The organism is Alteromonas sp. R7 (assembly GCF_055755235.1).
The window spans coordinates 165115-190485 of record NZ_JBVTQX010000002.1 but is presented as its reverse complement, the minus strand read 5'-3'; the positions used below and the strand labels follow the sequence as shown (position 1 = coordinate 190485).

Annotated in this window: 26 protein-coding genes; 14 read left to right on the top strand and 12 right to left on the bottom strand. The window is 44.4% G+C overall.

Annotated elements, in window-relative coordinates:
- The first annotated feature begins 44 nt into the window (after nt 1-44).
- From ccmA to AC0J2X_RS03615, 10 genes are all read left to right on the top strand, one after another.
- Complete coding sequence (gene ccmA, locus AC0J2X_RS03660; protein WP_043959982.1) at nt 45-668, top strand: cytochrome c biogenesis heme-transporting ATPase CcmA; 624 nt, start codon at nt 45-47, stop codon at nt 666-668.
- Entirely contained in the window at nt 668-1333 is a 666-nt protein-coding gene (gene ccmB / locus AC0J2X_RS03655) for a heme exporter protein CcmB (RefSeq protein ID WP_012517453.1), read from the top strand. Before ccmA ends, ccmB begins: the two co-directional genes overlap by 1 nt.
- Nucleotides 1333-2115 (top strand): heme ABC transporter permease, encoded by a 783-nt coding sequence (locus AC0J2X_RS03650; protein ID WP_020742985.1) that lies wholly within the window; start codon nt 1333-1335, stop codon nt 2113-2115. The genes ccmB and AC0J2X_RS03650 overlap by 1 nt, the downstream gene beginning before the upstream one ends.
- A 1-nt stretch (nt 2116) precedes the next feature.
- Nucleotides 2117-2326 (top strand): heme exporter protein CcmD, encoded by a 210-nt coding sequence (gene ccmD / locus AC0J2X_RS03645; RefSeq protein WP_020742986.1) that lies wholly within the window; start codon nt 2117-2119, stop codon nt 2324-2326.
- A gap of 74 nt (nt 2327-2400) precedes the next feature.
- The gene (ccmE, locus tag AC0J2X_RS03640) at nt 2401-2895 is read left to right on the top strand and encodes a cytochrome c maturation protein CcmE (RefSeq protein ID WP_156086026.1); all 495 of its coding nucleotides are present in this window, start codon (nt 2401-2403) and stop codon (nt 2893-2895) included.
- Nucleotides 2896-2898: 3 nt separating this feature from the next.
- Nucleotides 2899-4956 (top strand): heme lyase CcmF/NrfE family subunit, encoded by a 2058-nt coding sequence (locus AC0J2X_RS03635; protein ID WP_472995760.1) that lies wholly within the window; start codon nt 2899-2901, stop codon nt 4954-4956.
- Nucleotides 4956-5657: a redoxin family protein gene (locus AC0J2X_RS03630; RefSeq protein WP_472995759.1), complete on the top strand. Its 702-nt coding sequence runs from the start codon at nt 4956-4958 to the stop codon at nt 5655-5657. Before AC0J2X_RS03635 ends, AC0J2X_RS03630 begins: the two co-directional genes overlap by 1 nt.
- A gap of 2 nt (nt 5658-5659) precedes the next feature.
- Nucleotides 5660-6151: a cytochrome c-type biogenesis protein gene (locus tag AC0J2X_RS03625; protein ID WP_239300377.1), complete on the top strand. Its 492-nt coding sequence runs from the start codon at nt 5660-5662 to the stop codon at nt 6149-6151.
- Nucleotides 6148-7458 (top strand): c-type cytochrome biogenesis protein CcmI, encoded by a 1311-nt coding sequence (ccmI, locus tag AC0J2X_RS03620; protein WP_472995758.1) that lies wholly within the window; start codon nt 6148-6150, stop codon nt 7456-7458. The genes AC0J2X_RS03625 and ccmI overlap by 4 nt, the downstream gene beginning before the upstream one ends.
- A gap of 2 nt (nt 7459-7460) precedes the next feature.
- The gene (locus tag AC0J2X_RS03615; RefSeq protein WP_061094383.1) at nt 7461-8405 is read left to right on the top strand and encodes an MlaA family lipoprotein; all 945 of its coding nucleotides are present in this window, start codon (nt 7461-7463) and stop codon (nt 8403-8405) included.
- A 179-nt stretch (nt 8406-8584) separates the two neighbouring features.
- On the opposite strand, the gene galE is transcribed toward AC0J2X_RS03615, so the two are convergent.
- From galE to AC0J2X_RS03575, 8 genes are all read right to left on the bottom strand, one after another.
- Nucleotides 8585-9607, bottom strand: a complete 1023-nt coding sequence (galE, locus tag AC0J2X_RS03610; protein ID WP_472995757.1) for a UDP-glucose 4-epimerase GalE — start codon at nt 9605-9607, stop codon at nt 8585-8587.
- The gene (locus AC0J2X_RS03605) at nt 9604-9906 is read right to left on the bottom strand and encodes a DUF6170 family protein (RefSeq protein WP_014997537.1); all 303 of its coding nucleotides are present in this window, start codon (nt 9904-9906) and stop codon (nt 9604-9606) included. Before AC0J2X_RS03605 ends, galE begins: the two co-directional genes overlap by 4 nt.
- 99 nt (nt 9907-10005) lie before the next feature.
- Entirely contained in the window at nt 10006-11526 is a 1521-nt protein-coding gene (locus AC0J2X_RS03600; protein ID WP_472995756.1) for a peptide MFS transporter, read from the bottom strand.
- Nucleotides 11527-11742: 216 nt separating this feature from the next.
- Nucleotides 11743-12861 (bottom strand): KpsE/RkpR family capsule polysaccharide export protein, encoded by a 1119-nt coding sequence (locus AC0J2X_RS03595; RefSeq protein WP_472995755.1) that lies wholly within the window; start codon nt 12859-12861, stop codon nt 11743-11745.
- A gap of 12 nt (nt 12862-12873) precedes the next feature.
- Nucleotides 12874-13548: an ABC transporter ATP-binding protein gene (locus AC0J2X_RS03590; RefSeq protein WP_269349579.1), complete on the bottom strand. Its 675-nt coding sequence runs from the start codon at nt 13546-13548 to the stop codon at nt 12874-12876.
- The gene (locus tag AC0J2X_RS03585) at nt 13545-14324 is read right to left on the bottom strand and encodes an ABC transporter permease (protein ID WP_061484967.1); all 780 of its coding nucleotides are present in this window, start codon (nt 14322-14324) and stop codon (nt 13545-13547) included. The genes AC0J2X_RS03590 and AC0J2X_RS03585 overlap by 4 nt, the downstream gene beginning before the upstream one ends.
- Before the next feature lie 2 nt (nt 14325-14326).
- A complete protein-coding gene (locus AC0J2X_RS03580; RefSeq protein WP_014948527.1) occupies nt 14327-16159 on the bottom strand; it encodes a polysaccharide biosynthesis/export family protein in 1833 nt (610 codons plus the stop codon).
- Between the two features lie 4 nt (nt 16160-16163).
- Nucleotides 16164-16562, bottom strand: a complete 399-nt coding sequence (locus AC0J2X_RS03575) for a hypothetical protein (protein WP_014948528.1) — start codon at nt 16560-16562, stop codon at nt 16164-16166.
- A 562-nt stretch (nt 16563-17124) separates the two neighbouring features.
- Between AC0J2X_RS03575 and wecA the strand changes: the two genes are divergently transcribed.
- From wecA to galU, 4 genes are all read left to right on the top strand, one after another.
- Nucleotides 17125-18186 carry a UDP-N-acetylglucosamine--undecaprenyl-phosphate N-acetylglucosaminephosphotransferase gene (gene wecA, locus AC0J2X_RS03570; RefSeq protein ID WP_061484968.1) on the top strand — a complete coding sequence of 354 codons (1062 nt, stop codon included), beginning with the start codon at nt 17125-17127 and terminating at the stop codon, nt 18184-18186.
- A 113-nt stretch (nt 18187-18299) separates the two neighbouring features.
- Nucleotides 18300-19187 (top strand): glycosyltransferase, encoded by an 888-nt coding sequence (locus AC0J2X_RS03565; protein ID WP_061486941.1) that lies wholly within the window; start codon nt 18300-18302, stop codon nt 19185-19187.
- Entirely contained in the window at nt 19184-20080 is an 897-nt protein-coding gene (locus AC0J2X_RS03560; protein ID WP_061484971.1) for a glycosyltransferase family 2 protein, read from the top strand. The genes AC0J2X_RS03565 and AC0J2X_RS03560 overlap by 4 nt, the downstream gene beginning before the upstream one ends.
- A gap of 261 nt (nt 20081-20341) precedes the next feature.
- On the top strand, nt 20342-21235 hold the full coding sequence (gene galU, locus AC0J2X_RS03555) for a UTP--glucose-1-phosphate uridylyltransferase GalU (protein ID WP_014975843.1): 894 nt from the start codon (nt 20342-20344) through the stop codon (nt 21233-21235).
- Nucleotides 21236-21380: 145 nt separating this feature from the next.
- On the opposite strand, the gene AC0J2X_RS03550 is transcribed toward galU, so the two are convergent.
- The 4 genes from AC0J2X_RS03550 to AC0J2X_RS03535 form a co-directional block, all read right to left on the bottom strand.
- On the bottom strand, nt 21381-21695 hold the full coding sequence (locus AC0J2X_RS03550) for a ComEA family DNA-binding protein (protein WP_061484972.1): 315 nt from the start codon (nt 21693-21695) through the stop codon (nt 21381-21383).
- A 331-nt stretch (nt 21696-22026) separates the two neighbouring features.
- A complete protein-coding gene (locus AC0J2X_RS03545) occupies nt 22027-23034 on the bottom strand; it encodes an isocitrate dehydrogenase (RefSeq protein WP_014948534.1) in 1008 nt (335 codons plus the stop codon).
- A 230-nt stretch (nt 23035-23264) separates the two neighbouring features.
- Complete coding sequence (locus AC0J2X_RS03540) at nt 23265-24875, bottom strand: histidine kinase (protein ID WP_472995754.1); 1611 nt, start codon at nt 24873-24875, stop codon at nt 23265-23267.
- A gap of 11 nt (nt 24876-24886) precedes the next feature.
- The gene (locus tag AC0J2X_RS03535) at nt 24887-25261 is read right to left on the bottom strand and encodes a DUF3192 domain-containing protein (RefSeq protein ID WP_014948536.1); all 375 of its coding nucleotides are present in this window, start codon (nt 25259-25261) and stop codon (nt 24887-24889) included.
- Nucleotides 25262-25371 lie beyond the last annotated feature (110 nt).

Sequence of the window (25371 nt, the reverse complement as noted above, 5' to 3'; positions counted from 1 at the left end):
CGCCATTTTTTAAAACCTCTTTTTTAGGTTGGAGTAGCCAAGTAGTGTTAGAGGCGTGCGGATTAACGTGCAGCAAACGAGATAGAACCCTTTTTGAGGGGCTTTCACTGGTTGTTAATACTGGTGAGTTGCTGTACTTGCGCGGCCCTAACGGTGCAGGAAAAACCAGCTTACTTCGCATATTAACTGGGTTGAGTGCACCTGAGTCGGGCGCCGTTTTATATAACGGTGTAAACATTTCCGAAGACAAGACCGGCTATTATCGCGATCTTTTCTATTTAGGACATAAGAGCGGTACTAACGGCAGCCTTTCAGCCTTGGATAACTTATCATTTTGGTTAGCCCAACACAGTATATCGGTACAAGAAAATACGCTGTATGACGTCTTGGCAAAAGTAGGGTTAGTTGGGCTTGAAGATGTGCCTGTTAGGTATTTGTCGGCAGGTCAACAGCGTCGTGTGGCGCTATCAAGACTATGGCTTAAGCCAGCAAAGGTGTGGATATTAGACGAACCGTTTACAGCGCTTGATGTAAAAGGGGTTCACTTACTTGAAACAAGTATGAAAGAGCACGTTAGACGCGGTGGTCTTATTATTACCACTTCGCATCAAACACTGTCAGAAAATGCTGGGGAACACCGCGTATTTGACCTGGAGTACCGCTTTTAATGTCACTTTACCAAGGTATTTTTAAACGCGACATGCACATTGCGTTCAATCAAAAAGCGGAATTGGTGCAACCACTGATGTTTTTACTCATGGTGGTAACCTTATTCCCTTTAGGTGTAAGCCCTTCTCCTGATACCCTTCAGCGCATTGGACCGGGGGTAATTTGGATTGCGGCAATTTTGTCATCACTTATGGCAATGGAAAGACTGTTTCGCGATGACTTCCAAGACGGTTCGCTAGAACAGTATATGCTCTCTGGTCTGGCATTGCCGGCGGTGAGCGCGGTGAAGGTAGCTGCCCATTGGCTGGTCAGTTTTGTGCCTTTATTATTGCTTTCTCCACTGCTAGCGATGTTTTTGAATCTAACGGTCGATATGTATATCGCCCTCGTTTTAACATTGTTGCTGGGAACGCCATTACTTTCTTTAATTGGCGCCATTGCGGTAGGACTTACCGTTGGATTGCAAAAAGGTGGGGTGCTGTTGGCATTGCTACTTATCCCTGTCTTTATTCCGTTACTGATATTTGCCACGTCGGCTGTGGATTCTGCCGCACTGCAATTACCTTATCATGCGCAACTTGCTATTATTGCCGCCATGCTTTTATTGGCTGCGGCATTGGCACCGTTTGCCATCGCGTATTCTTTAAAAGTGAGTCAAAACTAATGTGGAAGTGGTTACACCCCTACGCGAAGACAGAGCGCGCGTATCAGCTCTGCCTAACTTTACAGCCTTGGTTTTGGGTTGGTGCTTTAGTGTGTCTGAGCATTGGCACTGTATGGGGGCTGGCATTTGCGCCTCAAGATTATCAGCAAGGTGATTCGTTTAGAATTATCTATATCCATGTACCTAGTGCAATCTTGTCTATGGGTACTTATGTCGCCATGGCAATTGCAGCCTTGGTGGGTATGGTGTGGCAGTGGCGCACTGCCTATATGAGCATGATTGCTATGGCGCCTATCGGCGCAGTAATGACGTTTATCGCTCTATTCACGGGCGCCGCCTGGGGCAAGCCAATGTGGGGCGCTTGGTGGGTGTGGGATGCACGCCTAACTTCAGAGCTTATTCTGCTTTTCTTGTACGTAGGCGTGATTGCGCTTTACGGTGCTTTTGAAGACAAACAGCAGGCAGGTAAAGCCGCAGGCGTGATGGCGCTGGTGGGTGTAGTAAATATCCCCATTATTCACTACTCGGTAGAGTGGTGGAACACGTTGCATCAAGGGGCGACCATTAGTAAGTTCGATAATCCTTCGATTGCTCCTGAAATGCTGTGGCCACTGTTAATTAATTTGCTGGGTTTCGCGTTTTTTATTGGCGCGGTAACTACAGTGCGTTTACGTAATGAGATTGTGCTTAGAGAGTTGCACAGACCTTGGGTGCAAGCCTTGGCTATCAGTCAGTTAGCTTCTAAACAGCAAGTTAACCACAGCGTGAAAGGGGGCAACTAATATGCAGTTTGAATCGTTGGCCGACTTTATCAACATGGGGGGCTATGCATTTTATGTATGGCTGTCGTTTGGTGTGACATTTGCGGCCATGGCTATCATCGCCATCCAAAGTTTTATTAAACACCGTAACCTTTTAAGACAGGTTGTGGTGGAACAAGAGCGCAAAGCGCGGATTAAACAAGCGCGACAGCAACAGCAAGACAGCATGTAGTATTAATGCGAAAAGTGAACTTAGTATTCATTTGCGTTTTTATCGTTTATTAGTTTTTTCGAAGTGAGAGTTGCATGAACCCGAGACGAAAGCAGCGACTAGCCGTAGTGGGAATTATCGGTTTTTTAATAGTAAGTGCAATTGGATTGATGCTTTACGCCCTAAACGACAGTATTGACCTTTTTTATACGCCAAGTGAAATTATTGAAGGTAAAAACGGCCAGAAACCGCAGGTTGGCCAGCGTCTTCGTATAGGCGGTATGGTGGTACCTGGCAGTGTAAAAAGGGATCAAGAAAGCTTAGCGGTGAGCTTTGACCTTATCGATACTGGCCCAACAGTCACTGTGACTTACACCGGCATCCTTCCTGATTTATTCCGTGAAGGCCAGGGCATTGTAGCAACGGGTGTACTCACTGGCGCGAGCAACATAAAAGCGCAGGAAGTGCTAGCTAAGCATGACGAAGAGTACATGCCGCCAGAACTTGCTGAAAAAATGAAAGGCATTAAGCATGTAAAACCTGAAAATATGCCAACGTATGAGTCGTCAAACGGCGCCGGGAGCAAATAATCTATGGTACCTGAAATTGGAAATATTGCGCTGACGCTTGCGCTAGTGCTCTCTATATTATTGGCCGTTTATCCGCTATGGGGGGCTCACCGTCAGCACGAAGCGTTAATGGCAACCGCCAAACCACTGGCAATCGGCTTATTTACCTTCACGCTTATCGCCTATGTATGCTTAACCTACGCCTTTGTGACTGACGATTTCAGTGTGGCGTATGTTGCCCAGCATTCAAATAGTCGACTTCCTATTTATTATAAAATTACCGCCGTGTGGGGCGGCCACGAAGGCTCATTTCTTCTGTGGGTGTTGATGCTTTCCATATGGACAGTAGCAGTGGCGATATTCAGCAAGGGTATTCCTCTTGCTATGGTTGCAAGGGTGCTGTCGGTGTTGGGAATGGTGGGCATCGGTTTTTACTTATTCATGCTGCTTACCTCAAACCCGTTTAACAGCATGCTGCCATTTTTCCCGGTAGATGGACGAGATCTTAATCCGCTGCTGCAAGATTTTGGCATGATCATTCACCCGCCTATGCTTTATATGGGCTATGTTGGCTTTTCTGTCGCGTTTGCTTTTGCAATTTCAGCACTGATTTCAGGTCAGCTAGACTCAACCTGGGCACGCTGGTCAAGGCCCTGGGTTATTTCTGCCTGGGCGTTTCTCACCGTGGGCATTGCGCTAGGTAGCTGGTGGGCGTATTACGAACTTGGCTGGGGTGGCTGGTGGTTCTGGGACCCAGTAGAGAACGCCTCTTTCATGCCTTGGTTGGTCGGTACTGCGCTAATGCACTCGCTAGCCGTAACCGAAAAGCGAAAGGCGTTTAAGTCGTGGACCGTACTGCTTGCTATTGCCGCCTTTAGTTTGAGTTTACTTGGCACCTTCTTAGTACGTTCTGGAGTGATTGTTTCGGTACACTCGTTTGCAAGCGATCCTACCCGAGGCTTATTTATACTGGGAATATTGATTGTACTTAGTGGCTTTGGCTTACTGCTTTACGCTATGCGAGCAGCTTCACTTAAAAGCCCAGGCCGCTATCAAGCATTTTCCCGTGAAGTGTTGTTAATGGGTAATAACGTCTTCTTGTGCGCAGCAACACTGGTTGTATTGTTGGGTACACTACTGCCTCTTGTACATAAAGAGTTAGGTCTAGGCAGTATTTCGGTAGGCGCTCCGTTCTTCAATCAAATGTTCACGTTATTGATTGTGCCATTCGTACTAATGCTAGGTCTTGGCCCGCTTACGCGCTGGAAACAGCAAAAAGCCAGTGAATTACAAAAACAGCTATTAATTGCTGGCGGTATTGCGCTAAGTGCAGGTGTGTTAGTGAACTTTGCCTATGATGAACCAACCTATATGGGCGTTTTAGGTATGGTGTTAGTGTTTTGGATCCTAGTCACTACGGTGCAAGAGGTGATGCAGCGTCTATCGGCAATGCCATCAAGTAACAGTGACAATGCATCGGTACTATCTAAACTTCGCAAGCTTACGCCAAGTCACTGGGGAATGGTGCTGGGCCATGTGGGTTTTGCTATCTGCATTATCGGTATTACCCTTGTTTCAAACTACGAAATGGAGCGCGATGTTCGCATGGACATCGGCGATACCGTTTCTCTTGGCGGTTATGACTTTAGCTTTAGAGATGTCGTCAAAGTTCAAGGTCCGAACTTTGAGGCGGACAAAGGCGTATTCGACGTTTATCAAGACGGTGAATTAATCGCGCATCTAGAGCCAGAAAAGCGTTTGTATATAGTACAGCGTATGCCGATGACTGAAGCCGCTATTCACTCAAATCTCGCAAGGGATTTGTTTATCGCTATGGGTGAGCCTTTGGACAATGGCGCATGGGCCATCCGTATTTACATTAAACCATTTGTTATCTGGCTATGGGCGGGTGCAGTGGTTATGGCTATAGGCGGTATCTTTTCTATTAGCGACAAACGTTACCGCATGGCTAAGGTTAAGAAGATAAAACGTGTATTTGGTGGTAAAGGTAAAAACGACGCTGAGCAATCTCATGGTCAAGTATCCACTCCATCAAATGCGTCAGTGAAAGGAGGCGCATAATGAAAAAAGCACCACTCGTTGCTATTCCGTTAGTGTTGTTTTCTTTGCTGGTCATTTTTCTGTTTAAAGGGCTTTTTTCTGACCCCAGAGAGTTAGATTCTCAGGTTCAGGATAAGACGTTACCTGCATTTTCTCTGCCAGACCTGATGAAGCCAGAGGTGACCTACACACCTGAAGATTTAAAGGGCAAGGTAACCATATTAAATGTATGGGGTGTATGGTGCGTGACCTGCGCTGTTGAGATGCCGTACCTAACTCAGCTAAAGAACGAACAAAACGTTCACTTTGTGGGTTTGTATTTTGATCAGGACTTAGACCCAGACTTTGGCACAAAAACACTGAGCCGTGTTCAGCAAGAAGTTACCGACATGCTCAGCCGTTACGGTAACCCTTACGCGTATAATATTTTTGATGTCTATCGCGATACGTCGCTCGACCTTGGAGTCACAGGAGCGCCAGAACACTTTGTTATCGACGCTGAAGGCATTATTCGCATGCACCACATAGGCGATATTAACGAGCGTGTTTGGAACACCAAAGTTGGCCCGCTATACAACAAGCTGGTGGCAGAAGCGTCTGGCAAAACAGGCAATGACAAAAAGGTAGATGTGGATGCAGTGATGGCCTCAGAGCCTACATTGTCGAACACGCTTAATGAAAAAAATAACCAGAGCACCACAAGTGCAAAGGGAGGGGAATAATGATGTTATCGAAAACTTCCTCCCACAGTCTCGCGAGTTTGAAAGCTATTGCCCTAAACGTTTTAGCACTGCTGTTTGTGCTCAGCGCTTATTCGGTAATTGCGGCAGAAGATAAGTTCTCTTTCGATACGCCTGCTCAGCGTGAGAGCTTTTTAAAGCTTACCGCCGAATTACGTTGCCCTATGTGTCAAAACCAGAATATTGCTGATAGCGACGCCATGATTGCCCATGACATGCGCCGAAAAGTTTACGCGTTGTTAAAACAAGGCAAAACAGAGCAGGAGGTGATTGATTTTATGAAGTCGCGCTATGGCGATTTTGTGCATTATCAACCGCCGGTTACGGCTGCGACCTTGTGGCTTTGGGCCGGTCCAGTCTTGTTTATTTTCATTGCCTTAATTGTGGTGGTTCGCCGCAAATCGGTAACACCACCAGAAGATATGGCTGCTAAGTTAGCTAAAGCAGATGAAATGTTGGAGCGAGAGAAAGAATGAGTTGGTCTGAGTTTTATATTATTGTTTCAGGCTTAATTACGCTTGTTCTACTAATTGTCGCTTTCCCATGGCTGCGTAATAAAAATCACGCAAAACAAGACAGTTTAAGCAATACGCAAATTGTTAAGCAGCGCCTTGCCGAACTTGATCGTGAAGTGCAAGAAGGGCTCATTAGTGAGCATGACAAACGACAAGCCGTTGACGAACTAAAACTAGCGCTGGTAGATGAAAGCGCATTTCAATCTCATAGAACGGGTAATGCAAAACTTCCGCTCGCGATTGGCGCCGTGCTTGCGATAGCCTGCGGAGTAATTGTATATGCGCAGGTAAACCAAATGGGTCGTGTTACCCAGGCAAGCCAAGCCATTGAAGCGTTGCCCGAATTGAGTCAACAGCTTGCCAGCGGTAATGCGAATAATCTGACCCAACAAGACATTGCTAGCCTTGCTCTTGCTATACGCCAGCGTTTGAGAGAAGAGCCCGAAGACGACACCGGGTGGATGTATTTTGGCAGATTGATGCTGAGTATTGGTCAAGAAGTGCAGGCCATTGAAGCTATTGATAAAGCGGTAAGTTTGGCGCCGTCTAACTCTGCTAATCGCATTACGCTCGCTCAAGCCTTAATGACCACAGGGGATGTAAACAACTTAGAACGAGCACAATCTATCTTATTGGGCTTGCTTAACGACAATCCAGCGAATGATAATCTTGCGCTGATGATGGCGGTGGTCTCTGCTCAGCTTGGAGATCTTGAAAATACTCAGCGTTTTTATAAGCAAGTTGAAGGTAAATTACCAGCAGATAGCGACATGGCGCAGCGTTTAGTTGCGCGTATAAAAGAGTTACAAGGGAATACCAGTGAAATGGCAGCGCTACAAAATACAGCTGCTGAAATTACTGATACATCAACAGCGCAAAATGCCAGTAGCGAAGCTCAAAGCGATAGCAGCGAAGCACAAACTGGCTTTAGTATTACGGTGAATTTATCTGACGACGCTTACACAAAAGCGCCTAAAGAGGGTTTTCTGATAGTTTTCGCTCAAGACGCAAACTCTGACAACAAAATGCCCGCTGCTGTAGTTAAACTGCCCATAGAAGACTTCCCTGTTTCCGTTACTCTAACCACAGAGAACGCAATGATGCCACAATTCACGCTAGCAACACTGTCTGATGTGGTGGTTACCGCAAGACTATCCAAAGATGGTAATGTGGCAGTTTCAAAAGGCGAATGGCAAGGCAGTGTGAGCGCAAGCGTTACGGCCAACGAAATATCTTCACTAAGCGTTATTATTGATAAGGAATTATAAGTATGGAACTGTCTAAATCACTCGTAACCGGGTTGATTATTGCCGCAAGTCTTTTAGGTGGCTGTGCGAGTAACCATACGCAAGATCAAGCTCAAGCGTATTCTCAAGACAATGGGTCGAACGCGCCCGTAGTGGATACTTCAGACCCCCGTGACCCGTTCGAGCCGGTTAATCGTGAAATCTGGGACTTTAACTGGGATGTGTTGGATGCTTATATCTTACGCCCAATAACAGTTACCTACGTGACTGTGATGCCTCAGCCTGCGCGAACTGGTTTGGTGAACATCACGGACAACCTACAAGAGCCTGCGAACTTTTTGAATAATATGTTTCAAGGCAAGGTTGATGATGGCTTAGATAGCTTGGCCCGTTTTTTAATTAACACCACGGTAGGGTTAGTTGGCACGTTTGACGTTGCGTCAAAAATTGGCATTGAGCGTAAACGCGAGCAGTTTGCTGAAACTCTGGCTGTGTGGGGATTAGATACTGGGCCTTTCTTAATGCTGCCCTTTTTAGGCCCAAGCGATCCGCGAAGCTTCACCGGTGATTATGTTGACGGTTTTGCGTTTCCAATGTCGTTACTCGAAGGGTCTGTAAACTTAGCGCGTATCGGTATTTCGGTACTTGAAACACGAGCGCAATTACTTGATCAAGAGGCGCAGCTTGAGCAGTCTGTTGATGACTATGCTTTTGTGAAAAATGCTTACTTTGAAAACTTGGAGTTTCGCGTTACCGACGGTAAAAGCGGCGATAAAGCAATTGATGATGAGCAGCTAGATGACTTTGCTGATTTTGAAGCAATGCTGGAAGGCAATGACTTTGATAGCTATGAAGAAACGTCGGAAGAAGGTGTCGATGAGTCTACAGATTCAGAAGATGCATCAGCTGATGACAGTGAAAAAGCTAACCTAAAAGGAAAAGATTCGAAGTCGAAAGACGGCAAATAGAGAAAAAGTAATAAATAAAACGATGTTGGATAAAGTTCGGGGGCAGGGTTTAGTTATTTAACCTCAACTTTAACGTTTCTCTAGCTGTAAATGCCCGCATAAAAAAAGCCATGCTCAACAGCATGGCTTTTTAGTTCTGGGAATTTGAACAGGCCTATCGGCAGCGTTCAAATGCAAAGCTAGTCCTTTGGATAGCCCATCGGGTTTTGTGACTGCCAGTTCCATGTGTCGGCACACATGTCTTCCAAGCCTTTTTCTGCATGCCAGTTAAGCTCTGTAGCAGCTTTTGTTGGGTCGGCATAACAGGCTGCCACATCGCCGCTTCTACGCGGTGCAATCTTATAGGATACGGTTTTACCCGAGCCTTTTTCGAAAGCCTTGATCATTTCGATGACTGAATAGCCCTGGCCAGTACCCAGGTTGTATTTGTCTAAGCCCATGTTAAGGTTTAAACGATCAAGTGCTTTCAAGTGACCATTGGCAAGGTCAACAACATGGATATAGTCGCGAACGCCGGTGCCATCAACGGTATCGTAGTCGTCACCGAACACGCTTAGCTGCTCTAGCTTACCGGTAGCAACCTGAGAGATATAAGGCATTAAGTTGTTCGGAATACCGTTCGGATCTTCACCGATTTGGCCAGATTCGTGTGCGCCAACGGGATTGAAGTAGCGAAGCAATACAATGTTCCACTCGTTGTCCGATACGTAAAGATCGCTAAGCATATGTTCAACCATAAGCTTCGACATACCATAAGGGTTTGTCGGATGGCCAGTGGCCATATCTTCACGTAGCGGTAGCGATGCTGGATCGCCGTAAACCGTTGCAGATGAGCTAAACACAATATTCTTTACATTGTGCTTTTGCATGGCTTTACATAACGTTAGTGTGCCATAAACATTATTTTCATAGTAAGAAAGCGGCTTTTGCACAGACTCGCCAACGGCTTTTAAGCCCGCAAAGTGAATAACGGCATAAATGTTATGCTCGCTGAATATGTCATCTAACACGGCGGTATCGCGAATGTCACCTTGAACAAACGTAACCGTCTTGCCAGTTAAGGCTTCTACGCGACGAAGTGATTCAGCACTTGCGTTAGCAAGGTTATCGAGTACTACAACTCCGTAGTTTTGTTCAAGTAACTGTAGAACAGTGTGGCTACCTATATAGCCTGCACCACCAGTGACTAAGATGGTCTTCATGCATTCTCCTTGCTAGACGGTTGCGCAATATATTTAGCGCAGATGGAATATTGAATAGGTTTTACAACCAATGGATAAACTAAAAATACCACAAAAGCCCACAGTAACGAGGTCCAATTTGACGCGGTTTGAAGAATAAGTGCGAATACGGGGACAATGACGAGTAATTTTAGAACATTAAGTAAGGTTTTCTCTGGTACAGAAAGGCGCTTTGCAGCCTGGTCGAGCAATTTAACGCGCTCTGTCAATGGAAGACCTTGTAAGGCAGGAATGTCTCTTGTAGAAAAATAAAACTTCATAGGTTTATGAAAAGCCCTTAATAAAAAACCGCCGGAACGTTACGTTGCGGCGGTTATTGTAGGGTAATTGGTCAGCACTTAAAACATGCTAACAATAAATTACGCTTTTTGTTCAATGCCTGCTTTTTCCCAGAAGCGAGATTTAAAGCTCATTAAACCAATCATGATAGCAATGGCAATGCTAAATAGGGCAATTTGAAGATACAGGTCTGGCATTTGCTCTACGTTCTCAGGGTCGAAGTTACCTGAAAGTAAGCCAGCAATGATGTTACCAATAGAGTAAGTCAGTACGAATACCCCCATCATTTGCCCTGCGAAACGCTTAGGCGATAGCTTACTTACTGCACTTAGTGCAACAGGGCTCAGGCACAGCTCACCAACAGTGTGTAAGAAGTAAGTGGTAACAAGCCACATAGGCGCAACTTTAAGGCCTTGTGCAGCATATTGAGACGCCATAAACATTACCAAGAAGCCCGACGCCATAATAACGATACCTACGGCACACTTAATCGTGTACGACGGGTCAATCATTCTTTTAGCAAGGTTAATCCAAAGGGCAGCGAAGAAAGGCGACAGGATGATTATAAATAGCGAGTTTGAAAGCTGGAACCATACTGTTGGGATAGCGTCCATCCCAAACCAAGAGGTAAGTAGCGAGCCGCTTTCAAGTACGCGGTCGGTGTAGTTCTGAGCGAATAAGTTGAGTGAAGAGCCAGCTTGTTCGAAACCAGACCAGAAACACGCTGAAGCAACACACACTAAGAACAACGCCCACATACGCTTCTTCTCGTTGTCGCTTAGCTGACCTTTGAAATAAATAAAACCAAAGTAAGCGAAGAAAATAATGGTAAATACAACGGCAACTTGTTGAGCAAGAGCTACAGGCTCAATAACGATAGTGCCCATGTGCGCAAGCACAATTACCACAACAGCAAGTGCAATCACTGCCCATACGCCCATCCATGCGCGCTGTTTAGCCGCACCTTGATATGGATTTGCAGGAGCAACAGAATCAGCCGATAACGAACGGTTGCTGAAGTAATATTGAATTAGGCCGATTGCCATACCGATGGCAGCTGCACCAAATGCATAGTGCCAGCCCCAGTTTTCCTGTAAATAACCAGTAACTAGGTAGGCGATGAGTGAACCGATGTTAATGCCCATGTAATATAGCGCATAACCACTGTCACGACGGCCGTCGTCGTCACCATATTGCTGGCCAACCATTGCTGAAATGTTAGGTTTAAGTAAGCCAGTACCTGAAGCAACAAGGATAAGGCCAACGAAGAAAAGGTTTTGCAAGTCTATGGCGAGTACCACGTGGCCTGCGAAGATGATAATACCGCCATACCATACGGCGTTCTTACCACCAATTAAGCGGTCCGCTAACCAGCCGCCCGGTAAACCTAGGAAATATACCGCACCTGTGTATAGGCCGTAGATAGCGCCAGCGGTTGCAACAGTAAAACCTAAGCCTTGTGTCTGTAAGCTCGCGGTCATGAAAAGAACGAGTAGCGCGCGCATTCCGTAATAACTCATGCGCTCCCACATTTCTGTAAAGAATAGCGTTCTTAGGCCCCCTGGATGGCCGAAAAAGCTAGTATCGTTAGATGGTTTCATAATTATATTTTAATTCCATATTGCTTATGGTTGTTATTGTAGAGCACTTATAGGATAGGCTCTTTGATAGTAGTCCGTAAGGCGGATAGCTTCTTATACTAGAGCTTGCTTAAAGACACAAGATTTGGGCGACAAACTTCATTAAAGCTGTGTCAATCGGCTAAGTCTTGTACGACTTAGCCGATTGAATAATGATTTGCTAAAGAGATGGAAGCACTAAAGCTCGCGGATAGTAGCTACTATAATTCGCACTATCCCATAGATAAGCAACAATGAAACACCAAAAAGAACAAGGTTATAGATAACCGTGGGGTAAGAATTATCATCTGGAAGGGTAGGCGATTCTACTGTTACCAAATGTTGTAGTTTTTGATATGCCTCTACTCGCGCATTTTCTAAAGTAATCAGCGATGAAGAGTACGCTTGAATGGCCAATTGAAGCTGAACCTGAAGGTTACTGTATTGCGCCATTAATTCACTGACTGACAGGGCTTCACTTTCTCCTTCAGCGGTACTGATACGCTCTTTTTGCTTTTCTACTTCTTTTTGTAGTGCAGCTATTTCACGCTTAATGTTGATCACTTCTGGTGCGACGTTAGACATCATGGTCGACATTGTGCTTAGTTCAGCTTTTTTCTGGGCAAGGGTCGCTTCCAATGAAAAAGCGATTTGCTGAAACGCTGCACCTTCGGCAGTAGGGTCGAGCACGTTGTATTTGGATTGAAAGGCTAAAATTTCAGTTTTTGCTTGTTGAAGCTTTTGTTCAACAATCTCATGTTCACCTTTCGCAAAAGTAAGCTTTGACTTCGCTAAGTTGTTATTGATGTTATTAATAAACTCTTCCGCTTTATCAACAATAGCTTGGTTTATTATTTGCGCATATTCAGCGTCGAAAGCGCGGGTTCGCAAACTAATGACAGAAGACGCCGAATCCACGCTAACGTCAATATGGTTCAGATAAAACTGATAAAAGTCCTCTTGCTTGTGTGACGATGACAGGCCACTAAACAAATCGGCTTTGTCTGACATGTAGTGCTCACGAAGCCCTATGGTTTTATCGAGATACTTAATCATGTCGGCAGATTGAATGTAAGCTTCCACAAGCTGACTTTCTGTACCACCTGACGCGCCTGAAACACCGGCTGCCATAAGCAGGGATGAAGGGTCGAAGCTGCTGCCGCCGTCACTTGATTTAACAATAAGTTGGCTTTTACTTTCGTACTGTGGCGCAGCCCATAGAACAAGGTATACGGCGTAAAGTACCCATGGAAGAACAAGCAACAGCATTTTGTGCTTGCTGAGAAGGGCATTGAGCTGTGTAAGAGATTTTTCCACTGTGATTTGAACCTATTTTAGTGATTTCTTATTGTCTGCATCCCGCGTATAAACGTCGATGCCTTCTTCGAGATCGTGATAATAAGTAAGTTTGCCTTCATCTATGATAACGGCAGACGTACAGAACTCGCGGATTTGGTCAAGTTCATGGCTAACCATAATAACGCCCGCTTGTTCACTTTTTTCTTTTAGCGATAAACGCGCTTTTTTTCTAAAAAGCGGATCGCCTACAGATGTCGCTTCATCGATAAGGTAAATATCAAAATTAATATTCATGCAGCACGCAAATACGAGTTTGGCGCGCATACCAGATGAGTAAGTTTTTACAGGAAGGTCGAAGCGTGCGCCGAGTTCGGCAAATTCTTGCACTTGCTCTTCGTATTCTGGAAGCGATTTGACGTTGTTAATTCGGCCCACAAAACGCGTGTTTTCTCGCCCTGTCATTTGCGGGTGTACACCTGTTTGAAGGGCAACCGGCCACGACATGGATTTATTCGTTAAAACTCGGCCTCTGTCAGGGTATTCGCTTTTTGCTAGCATACGGAAAAGAGTCGACTTACCCGCGCCATTTTTACCCAAAATTGCGACGTTGTTTTCCGTAGGAAAATCAAAATTCAAATTTTTGAAGATATATTGAGGGCCCATTTTACTGGGGTAACTCTTTGTTAGATTCTCAATTCTTATCATCGAGACAACACCTTCTTCCATGTGATGTGATACATCGAAAGGCTTAGGAAGAGAAAAATTATAGTAATTTCAACTAGAAAGCCATGGGATACGCCCTTTGTTCCATAGGATTCGAAACAGGCGTAACGGGCGAGTTCATTGAAATGAACAAGAGGATTCCACGTTAAGTAAGGCCAATACTCTTCAGGCAGATCTTGAAGACTGAAAAAAACGCATGAAATAAACATTAATGGGCGGGTAAGCATTGATTTTATCTTATCCACTTCCGGCACGAATGCGGCAGCGATAGCAAAAATCATCCCTATGGATATTGAAAATACCCACAAAAGAAGAAACAGAGATATCAGCAGCAACGGGTCATTTACCGTAAAGGTCTCGCCCATCAGGTAAAGCGCAAGACATAGTAATGCGACAACCACTACCTTTACTGAAAACTCGAGGAAGCCCGCTGTGAGTATCGCTGAAATAGGTTGAACCTGTCTGAACGCATAGAGCGGCTTATTTCTGCGCACAGAAGTTGATACTGACTGGAGGCATGTAGTCAAAGACTGCAGCCCGACCATTCCGATCATCATAAACAGAAAAAGAGGAATAGAGTGGATATCATCGCCGCTGATCAGTCCACGAAGGTATGACAGCGCGAAGATAAAGGCAAAAGGCTCTAAAAATGCCCAGCCTAAGCCAAATTTATCGTTAAATTTACTTTGAAGCTCGCGCAGGAAAAGCGCGAATATCACGCCTCTCCATGCGTAGAGTTGGTCTTTAAACGTTACCATGTTTAGTTAGTAGCTACGTTGGCTGCAATAGCAATCTGATAAACAATCTGAGTAATGTCTTTAACCGCTTGCAATAGCTTGGTATCGATAGCAGGCAATACGATGATCTGATCACCTGGTTCTAACTTACTATCGTTGCTAGCTAGGAATGAGCTGTTGATGCTAGTAAAGGTAACATTACCATTCTTACGAACAATAAGGATTCGTTCGTCTTCAGCACGTTCAGTGAATCCGCCGGCCCAAGCAACATAATCTTCAGTCGTGGCTTCTGGGTTAAAGACTACTGACTGAGGAAGTAACACTTCACCACCTACGTGCACTAAGTCAGTTACCTCTGGGATGACAATAGTGTCATTCGGTTCTAGCAGAATATTTGCGATATCACCATTTTCAGAAACTACGACTCTGCCTTGAGGCTCAATCTGGCGAGCACGTGCGATAAAGTCAGCGACAAGCTGAGCTTCTTGGGCACGGATGGCTCCTTCACCCGTCGAGCTAATGGGAGCGGTATACATGCTCCGCTCAAGACGCTGAAGACCTTCTTCGATGATTTCTTTTTGCTTTACAGCAACGCTTTCTCTTAACAGATAAATATTCTGGGTATCAGAAAGGGCTGTATCTGCTTCGATGTGATCTAGTACATCGATAAGGCGTGTGCCTTTATCAACCATAATCTGAGATGCGCCAGCAAATGCGCCAGCCACATTAATGCGATAGATTTGGGGCTCGTGGTCAGCAAGGTATTCAACCGTGTCACCTGCACTTAGTTCAAGTGAAGCAAATTCATCCAAACTCAAGTAGCGAGCAAACTGTTTGTTATTTCGAATACCAGATACCGAAGCATGGGAGGAAAACTCACCTGGTCGCGCAAAGTAATTCACCACGCCGCCGTTCAATTCTTCGTTAAGAAACTCAAAGGTGAAGCTATTTCGAGCGCCTGTTTCAACGACAATAGTGTTGCCAATTGGGTGCACTAATATGGTATCGCCATCTTTAAACGACATCTGAGGCAACTTACCATTTCTGAAAAATGCATATAAATCGGCAGTAGCGACTACTTTACCATTGCGCACTACGTCTATCTGCCTAAAACTTCCGCGCTGAAAATCAATACCACCAGCGCGTTTTAGGTAATACAGCACGCTATCTGAGGCGAGGCCTGCATATTGACCAGGTCTTAGCACCGGGCCAGAAACGAAAATTGACACGGGCGTTGATGTAAGAAGGTTAACGTAAACATTTACATCGTTTGTATAAACCTGTCTGATTTTTGCAGTAACGGTTTGATTTACACTGCCAGCAGGTGTATTTGCAACACGGATAGGACCAATGTTAGGAATAAAAATATTGCCTTGATTATCAACGGTTACTACGTCAGAAAAGTTAACCGCCCCCCACAGCCATATTGAAATTTTATCGCCCGGTGCAACGAGATAGTTATCATTAAGACCTGTGCTGCGTTCTGACTCAAATCCACCAATAAATAAGTTGGCTGCAAAAGGTGGGTTTTCCATAGGCGCTTGCGCAGGAAAAACAGTATCAATAGTTGGCTCGCCAGGTAAGTTTACGCCATTACGAGGCTGGGTTGAAAACTGTCCCATGGTATTCGCAGAACTGCTAGCGCCTGGAAGCGTTCGCTGGGTTGAAATACTCAATGGCGATACGGACTGATTAGCAATGCCGCTACTCTGGCTCTGCTGAGCTCTTTCTCTTAATTGCTGCAATTGTTCCACGCTTTGCGCGCTTGCAGTGCCCACATAAGCGAAAAGAAGTGACGTTGCACAAGCCGCTAGCGTCAGGCGCTTTAAAGTTTTTTTGATGCTGGTTGACTGCATTTATCTATTCACCTTGCACTGTTGCCGAAGCTACTAAGGGAGTAATAACTCGCCATTGACCGTTTCGCTGACATGTCGTCATTTTACGCTGAATATCAGAAGACGCTGTTTCACCGTCTTGTAAAGAAAATCGGATACATTTATTGCCTGTGGCGGATATATAGTGCTTCAAGGACTCGTATTGGTGGCCATTGAAGCGTATTGAAAATGATTCCTGCGTATCATGATAAATGTTGGCTTTTGGAATATTTATTGCAAGCTCTTTGTCCGGTGCAAGGGAATAAGCAAGAGAAGAATGCACCAAAGGAATGTCAGCCTTAGTGGCGGTAGGAGTGTTAGAACACCCAGCTACGCCTACCGTAACTACGATAGGTAAAATTAGACGAGATAATTGTTTGAACATTAGCTTTCATATCCATATAGCAATTTCGCGCTAGGATAACATAAGTTTTAAAAAAAGCATGTTCGCTATCGCAGTTGCTGAATTGTCTGAGTCTTCACCAAGACTGCAATATAGAAGACAAGTTCATATCAATAGTGTAACTCGATATGTTTTTGGCATTGCAAAGACTGGAAATAGACGAGTAAGTTAACAGGTTAAAGGAATAAAGAAGTTATTCAATCGTTACAACAGAAGCTGAGATAGTTCGAGAGAGGCGGCGAGAAGACGCACAACAGGTTCTCTTTTTAGCGGTGATTAAGGTTATTCTCGCAACAAATGAGTTTTTGACACGTTTTGATACGTTATTTATGCATGAAGGGTGGTTACTTAGACAAATGTTTTATATTATATCGAAGTTTTCTATCCGCATACTCATAACAAGATGCCCTCATCGCGCTGGAAGAAATGGAAGTTGTAAATAAATGGAAGCAACATTTAGTTTTTTATCAAAATTTGCATGTGTATTGACAGAAACTACTACAAGTAGCTGTGTTTTTGTCGGTAACGCGAGGTTGTGTGTTTTATGCTAGCTTATTTGCAGTTTGTCCCGCTTTTTACTGCATTTTTCGTCGCCCTTATCCTTTTGGTGGTCATGACGCCTTTAGCGCATCAATTTGGCTTAGTTGACCAACCATCAGCGCGAAAACGTCACGCCGGAATTGTACCTCTTACAGGTGGCGTGGCTATTTTTATGGCGGTGCTTGTTGCCAGCGTCGCGACAGATGTGTGGATGAAAAACAATCCTCTGTTTTTCACCGCATCAGCATTTGTTGTCTTGCTTGGTATGTTGGATGACCGTTTTGACCTGAGTGCTAAAGGCCGCCTAATGTGCCAATTTGGTGTTGCAGCGATCATGGCATGGAGCGCGCAAAACTATATCACTTCTCTGGGTAATATCTTCGGAACAGGTGAGGTATTTCTCGACCTAGGTGGGTATTTCTTTACGATCATTTGTGTGGTCGGTGTCATCAATGCGTTTAACATGATTGACGGTATTGATGGACTAGCCGGCGGTATGAGCCTTGTTATTCTATTAACAGTTGCGGGCTTTTTGATCTTTACTGGTAACGGAGCCTCCATCATGGAGCCGCTTATCATCGTTGCAGCTATTGTTCCGTTTCTAGCTTTTAATTTGAGTTGGAAAGGGTTTAAAGGCAATAAGATATTTATGGGTGATGCCGGCAGTATGTTCGTTGGGCTCACTATCGTATGGTTGCTTGTTGATCACACTCAAGGTAATGCTGCCGCATTTAGGCCCATTACTGCGGTGTGGTTAGTAGGCCTTCCATTAATGGACATGGCCGCGATCATGTATCGCCGTGCACGGAAGGGGCAATCAATGCTCAAACCTGACCGTCAGCACCTTCACAATATCTTTATGCGTGCAGGGCTTAGCAGTAGAAAGTCACTTGTTGCTATCCTTTTGCTCGGAGCATGTTATTGCTTAATCGGTATATTAGGAGAAGTCTATCAGGTAGCTGAAGCCGTCATGTTCTGGGGCTTTATTGGACTACTCGTCGTGTACAGTCTTGTTATCCAACATATTTGGAGTGTACTGCGCTTTGTGAAGCGATTAACCGCATAGTTTGAGTAAAATCGTGGCAGGCTTAGTAAAATCTCTGTAACATGCCAACAAATAAAAGCGCACAATTAAGGCGCTTTTATTTTCTTTGTTACTTTTTTACGTTGGTAAAATTCTTGATAAATCAATTCTCTATTCTTCAAAATAACAATAAAAAACAGCATGTCGAATCGATAATTGCTATGGCGGTTTACCAAGCTGACAATGCGAAGTGGCTTCGCGAAGCCATTGAAAGCATGACTGAGCAGTCTTACACAGATTTTCTTTTCGTTATTGTCGCCGACGGACCTGTACCTCAAAAAATAACTCGCGTACTAGAGGATGTAGCAAGTAAAGACGACAGGGTAATAATAGCGTCGAATAGTCACAATGTGGGGCTAGCAAGTAGCATGAACTCAGTTGCTGAGTTCGGTATGCAGTTTAACCCATCGTTTTTCATAAGAATGGATGCGGATGATATTTCTGAAGAAAACCGCCTTCTACGTCAAATCACCTACCTTAAAAAGCACAGCAATATTTCTGTACTAGGATCAGCACTAACAGAAGTTAACGAAAGTGGTGTTAAAGTTGGCGCGCGAGTAATGCCCGCTTCGCACAGGCAGATCGTTCGTATCTTGCCGAGACGATGCTCGCTAAACCATCCAACAGTAGTTATTCGTTACAATGTATTTAATGATGGGCATCGTTACGACAGTGACTTGTTAAACACACAAGACTATTTTTTCTGGATAACCTTAGCGTCTAAGGGGTATATTTTTAGGAACTTAAAAGATCGACTTTTGAAGTTCAGACGAGTTAATAACTTTTATAAACGTCGAGGCTTAAGTAAGTCGCTCAACGAGTTCAGAGCACGTTTATATGCCATACGTAAATTAAAGCAACTTTCACCCTATAACTTTTTTTACGCTTGTGGTGTTTTAGCATTGAGGTTAATGCCTGGAAAAGTGGTTAAACTTGCCTATAAACTTGATAGACATTTACTGGAAAGGTTTGGTAAACATTGAGCGTCGGCGTTGTTGTTATACTATTTAATCCTGATGTTGAGCACGTGCGTAGTCTCATCGATGCGTTTTGTGCCCCTGACTGGAACGTCATCTTAGTTGATAATTCTCCAAGTCCTCAGCAGGCTCTTTTAAAAACTGATGTTACTTATCTTCATTACCCCTCAAATATTGGTATCGCCCACGCTCAGAACGTCGGCTTGAAAGTGCTCTTTAATGAGGGAAGCGACTACGCCTTTTTGCTTGATCAAGATAGCTTGTTCTCTCCCGATATTGCTGTTGAGTTAGTGAGGCAATTCCAAGACCTTGAGCAACGTTCCCCAATTGCAGCCATAGGCCCTTCTATCTATTGCCAATTTTCAGAGTGTGTCGATCAGGGTGTTCTGCAAAAAGGGAATCAGGTTTCTGAAAAGTTAAAAATAGTAAAGCAAATCATTGCCTCAGGCATGTTAATTTCCAAACGTGCTTTTGAACGCGTGGGTGAAAAAGAAAATGAGCTCTTTATCGATGGCGTTGATCACGAATGGTGCTGGCGTGCTCGAGCCAAGGGCATGGTTATCTATCAGTCGCTCAGTGCATGTATGCCTCATCGACAAGGCGATGATAGAGTGAAAGTTTGCGGTGTGACATTCAAGCAGGGCGCACCGATAAGGCTCTACTATCAGTTTCGTAATGTACTCATTTTAGCGCGCCGCCATTACGTACCTCTTTATTGGAAACTTCGTCATGTTTGTGCAATACCTCTGAGGTATCTTGTAAACAGATATTGCTTTGAGCAAGGCAAAACACGAGGCGCTTTCATGTGGGCAGGACTCAAAGACGGATTAAAACGCAAAACCGGCCCCATAGAGCATGCACTAATTCCAAAAAGTAGTGTGAAAAAAAGCGACACTTGATGTGTAGGAAAGGAAAGGCAAACCATAAACGCTTTCACTATTATGGTGCATTAGATATTATTTATCCCTAATTTTGTGCTTTTATCGGTGGTTTTGAGCTGTTTTGCCCATTTTCAATACACAGCCGCTCTAAAAAGGTAATTGGAACATCGATTGCATTAGTCTTGCGAACAACAGTGAATATATCTCAGCTTAAGGAATAACAAACGGCTGAAAGTCGACTTAGGCGTGTATTTAGGATTTTAAAAAAGGATATTAACTATGAGTCAGGTTAAAAAAGCGGTAATCCCTGTAGCGGGCCTTGGGACGAGAATGCTCCCAGCAACGAAAGCTATTCCCAAAGAGATGTTGCCAGTGGTTGATAAGCCATTGATCCAATACGTGGTAAGCGAATGTGTTGCTGCAGGACTAAAAGAAATTATCCTAGTAACGCACGCGAGTAAAAACAGTATTGAAAACCACTTTGATACCTCTTTTGAGCTAGAAGCCACACTAGAAAAGCGTGTAAAACGCCAACTGTTAGAAGAAGTTCAGTCAATCTGTCCAAAAGATGTAACAATCATGCATATTCGCCAAGGCGTTGCGAATGGACTTGGTCACGCAGTACTTTGTGCTCGACCTCTGATTGGCGATGCGCCATTTGCGGTAGTACTACCTGACGTCATTATTGATGATGCAGCAAGTAATCCTAAGAAGGATAACCTTGCAGACATGGTTGCCAAATTTAACACCAGCCGAGTAAGTCAGGTCATGGTTGAGCAGGTACCAGACGAAGATATCTCTAAATTTGGTATCGCAGACCTAGACGGCGCGGCAATTGCGCCAGGTGAGTCAGCGAAGATTCACAAAATGGTAGAGAAGCCGCCTCGCGACGAAGCACCTTCTGACCTTGCCGTTGTAGGCCGATACGTTCTGTCAGAAAAAATCTGGGATCTGTTAGAGTTCACTCCTCCTGGAGCAGGTGGTGAAGTTCAGCTTACTGATGCTATTGATGCATTGATGAAACTTGAACAAGTTGATGCCTACTACATGAAAGGTAAGAGTCACGATTGCGGTAGTAAGCTGGGTTATATGAAAGCTAACGTTGAATATGCGTTACGTCACCCATCGTTAGGCGACGAATTTAAAGAATACTTAGCTTCTGTTGTTAAATAGTCTTACTAGGGCTTGTTGATCTTTAGTGTAGATGAAAGAACAGCAGGCCTAAGGCAATTAAATAGCTTTAAACGATTAAAAATGCGCCCTTGCGGCGCATTTTTTGTGTGTGGAGCCAGCGTACCGCCTATTCGCTTTAGTCCTTCTATCTTACCTGTACATAGCCTTCAATTTTATTAAGCATCTTTTCACCGATACCTTTCACTTGAGTTAATTGTGCGACCTCAAGAAACGGGCCTACTTCTTCACGATATTTAATAATAGCTTTCGCTTTAGATTGTCCAACGCCGGGTAGAGTAATTAATTGCTCTACGGTCGCCGAGTTTAAATCGATACGTTGTTGCTGGCTTGTACCTTCATTAGCTTGCGCATTTCCACTATCCGCTGGTTGAGCGTGAACCGCTGGCGTTTGAATGGCTAGTGCAGATAGTACGAGTAAACCTGAGATTAATTTTTTCATCATCTTTCCTTGTATGTTGCTAAGCGCGCCATAAAGCGTTATCGGCGCAATATTTAAGTAAATGGGTTTAAGTCATGTACCAAAGCGCGCTGACTTTTGTAACCTAGATGCAAGCGGAGCAGGCCTCTTTAAAAACTTCCTGTCTTCTATTGTGACCAAGTTACAAAGCTCAGCACACTTCAACGTGTACAAAGGAAATAATAAAGGTGAACGAGAAAAGCGGTAGTCCAGTTTTAGTACAGTTTAAAGCAGGGGAGTGATTAATAGAGGCATAAAAAAAACGGGCTATTAAGCCCGTTTTGAAATAATTGAAAGGTGTAAGCTAAAATGCTTATAGGCGGTCAAGAAGCGCCTGAGTGAACTCGGTTGTACCTGCTTCACCACCAAGGTCACGCGTTGTGCGATCGCCAGACTCGATAACGTCTTTTAGTGCTGCGCGAATTTTCTCTGCTTTATCGCCCATGTTAAGGTACTCAAGCATTTGCGCTGCTGCCAAGATTACTGACGTCGGGTTAGCTAAGTTCTTACCAGCAATATCTGGTGCAGAGCCGTGAACGGCTTCGAAGATTGCACAATCTTCACCGATGTTTGCACCTGGTGCCATACCAAGACCACCGACAAGACCAGCACATAGGTCAGATAGAATGTCACCGAAAAGGTTAGTCGTAACGATAACGTCAAACTGATGCGGGTTCATCACAAGCTGCATACAGCAGTTATCAACGATCATTTCAGCTGACTCGATGTCAGGATAGCGCTCACCAACTTCACGGGCTACTTTAAGGAAAAGACCTGATGTTGACTTAAGGATGTTAGCTTTGTGAACAGCTGTTACTTTCTTACGACCTTCACGGCGCGCTAATTCATAAGCAAAAACAACGATTTTTTCAGCGCCGTCACGAGTGATCTTACTCATTGCTTCAGCTTCGTTACCGTCTTCTGATACAACTTGGCCAAGACCAGAGTACATACCTTGCGTGTTTTCACGAACGGTAATGATATCGATGTCTTCGTAACGTGCTTTTGTACCTTTGAATGACATCACAGGACGAAGGTTTGCGTACAGTTTGAACTGCTTGCGAAGACTAACGTTGATTGAAGTAAAACCTTCACCAACGGGGGTCGTTAAAGGACCTTTAAGCGCAACTTTGTTTTTTGCGATTAGGTCTAAAGTTTCTTGAGGTAGAAGCTCGCCATGTTCTTCCAGTGCGACTAGGCCAGCATCGGCATAGTCATAGGCAAAGTCACAGCCAACCTTATCTAAAATTTTTGTGGTTGCATCGATAATGTCCGGGCCAATGCCGTCACCGCGAATGACTGTAATACGTTGCTGAGTCATGTGGAGGGATCCTCTGGTAATTCTGTTGTCAAAATCGTTAGGTTTATTCAATTTGTAGCTTGGCGTTTATGAGCCAATTTCTGCCTGCTTACTTATTATAATGGAAAATGTAGGGAAAAAGGGTTAAGCACTGCAAAAGTTGCCGTATTTTATACGATACCTGGCGCAAGTTATAGCCATTCGTAAAGATTAATTAAATAGCCGAGTACGATGTTTAGGAGTAAATGACGTTACTGCGCGAGCGGACAGAACAAAAGTGACCCATTAGCGTCTAGTGCGTTTACCACATCATCTCGTCGAATACCTAGGATATTTAAAAGTGTTTTGATATTGATATCCTGAAGTAATGAATAAATATCCTGATTAAATAAGCATGCTTTGGCGATTGCGAAGCTCAACACCAGAATTGCGTGTTCCTTTTGAAGTGATTTAGGAACGTCCGTACTTACTTTACTGCATTGGTGTATAACGGCACGCCACGTCGAGCTTTGATGCCAACTTCCAGCAAGTTCAGAAGCGATTGCTAGCCAAGGCGTGTCAGATTTGACCTTGAATGCGCTATTAATGGACACAGCTTTGGTGAGGTCGACGGGTAATGCTCGTGACACTTTAAACCCTGGTAGCGTGAACAAGGGAGTACAAACAAAGGTCATGGTCAGTGCGGCAGATTGCGGCGAAAATTTCGAATCGGCGAGTTGTGCGAAATAGCTTGCAAATGAACAAGCCAATAAAGTCAATTGCTTGCACATGCCCATCAGTGGAAATTGGTTTTGCGTTAGCCGTTCTAACAGCGCAAATTGAATAAGCATGTCACCCACACGTTCAATACCGTAGGTCAAAACCGCCTGTTTAATGCTTTTAACCGGAAGCTGAAGCCGATTGTCCTGACTTGCAGTGTGCATCAAAAAGTGATTAAACGTGGGCACGCTTTCAATCTTTTCGCAAAGTTGTTCAATATCTACATCGCGCTTTTGCAGCTCATCGATAATAGTTATAAGAGCTTTAGGGGGATGCTGAATTGCGAATGTAGAAGGTAAAAATGGTGTGCCGCCATGATTTACTCTCGCAGTGGCGGTATCAGTGTAAAGAGCAACAAAGTGCTCAAACGGCATTGATAGTGAAATGGGAGAGCGTATTGACGATAGAGGAAGCCACTTTCCATCTTCATCGCCTTGGCTAAGCATAAATACGTAGCCGTGATTTTGCTGAATGTCGACTAGCGCGCCCGGTACGCCGTTTGCGTAAACCTTTGCGCCAGGTAGCACACCATTAAATAGGTTGATAAGTGGTGCAATAAGGTGACGATGATGTGCTGGAAGGCGTAAAACAATCTGAGTGAAAACCTCACGATAATCTGCTTTTTTTGTTTTAGTAGCGAAAACATTTGCTAGGAGACAAAGCCTTTGAACCATATTAAGCCGAATGTCTGCAACGTAGTTAATTGGCTTGTCTGACCGAAACGCTTTTTGAAGTTTAATGATATCCAGCCAAATCGAGAGATTGTGTTTACGCACAAAGCGAATGATATTGGCCGTTTGGTCGCTTGGTGTTCCTTTACTTGAAAGCCAGAGGGATGCGAGTAAAGACGCAAGCACATGTTGTAAATAGTGGTCGTTTAATCGGCAAAGCTTGCCAAACAGCGCCAATAATAAAAGATGTTGAGTATCTTTGGGAAGGTCATTATCGATGTGTAACGTTGCTGCAGCAAGCGCTGGATTGGCGTTTACTAAGGTCAGGATCCGTTTAGCGATTTTCAACCAATGGTTTATACGCTGCTCGACAGAAAGTTCAGTGTTACCTAACTGAACCAGGCGTTTAAGCGTGGAAATGATGTCGCTCACTCCCCATCCTTCTAACTTTTTTGGTAACTGGAGTAAGCCCCTTCACCCCATGCAATAAGTTTGTCGTTTTCAAAAAGCAACGGTGTACATTCATCCTGCGTGGTTAAGCCGTCAGCGCGCACATGTTGTGTCCTAAAAAACATAACTTGAATAGCTGTGGCACCCTGTCGCTTGGCTTCTGTAATGTCAGGTGAGCCTAGTAACGCCAAAACTTCTTCTCTTGTACTGCCTAACTTTAACTTGGTTATTTGGACACGGTTATATTCTTCACGGTCTTTCCAATCCATATTCTCAGGCTTATCGGGATAGAACGCGATAACCATAAAAACAAACACCGCATAAAGGGCGATGCCAGCTAAAATTAGACGAATAACCTTGGTATTCATGACCGTTACTTCTCGTTTTTCTTTACTTGAATGCTACTGCAAGCCAAAGCCCGACATTGTTCGGGAGCCACGCATAGGCTAAATGTGCACTACATTCATTCGTTAAACAA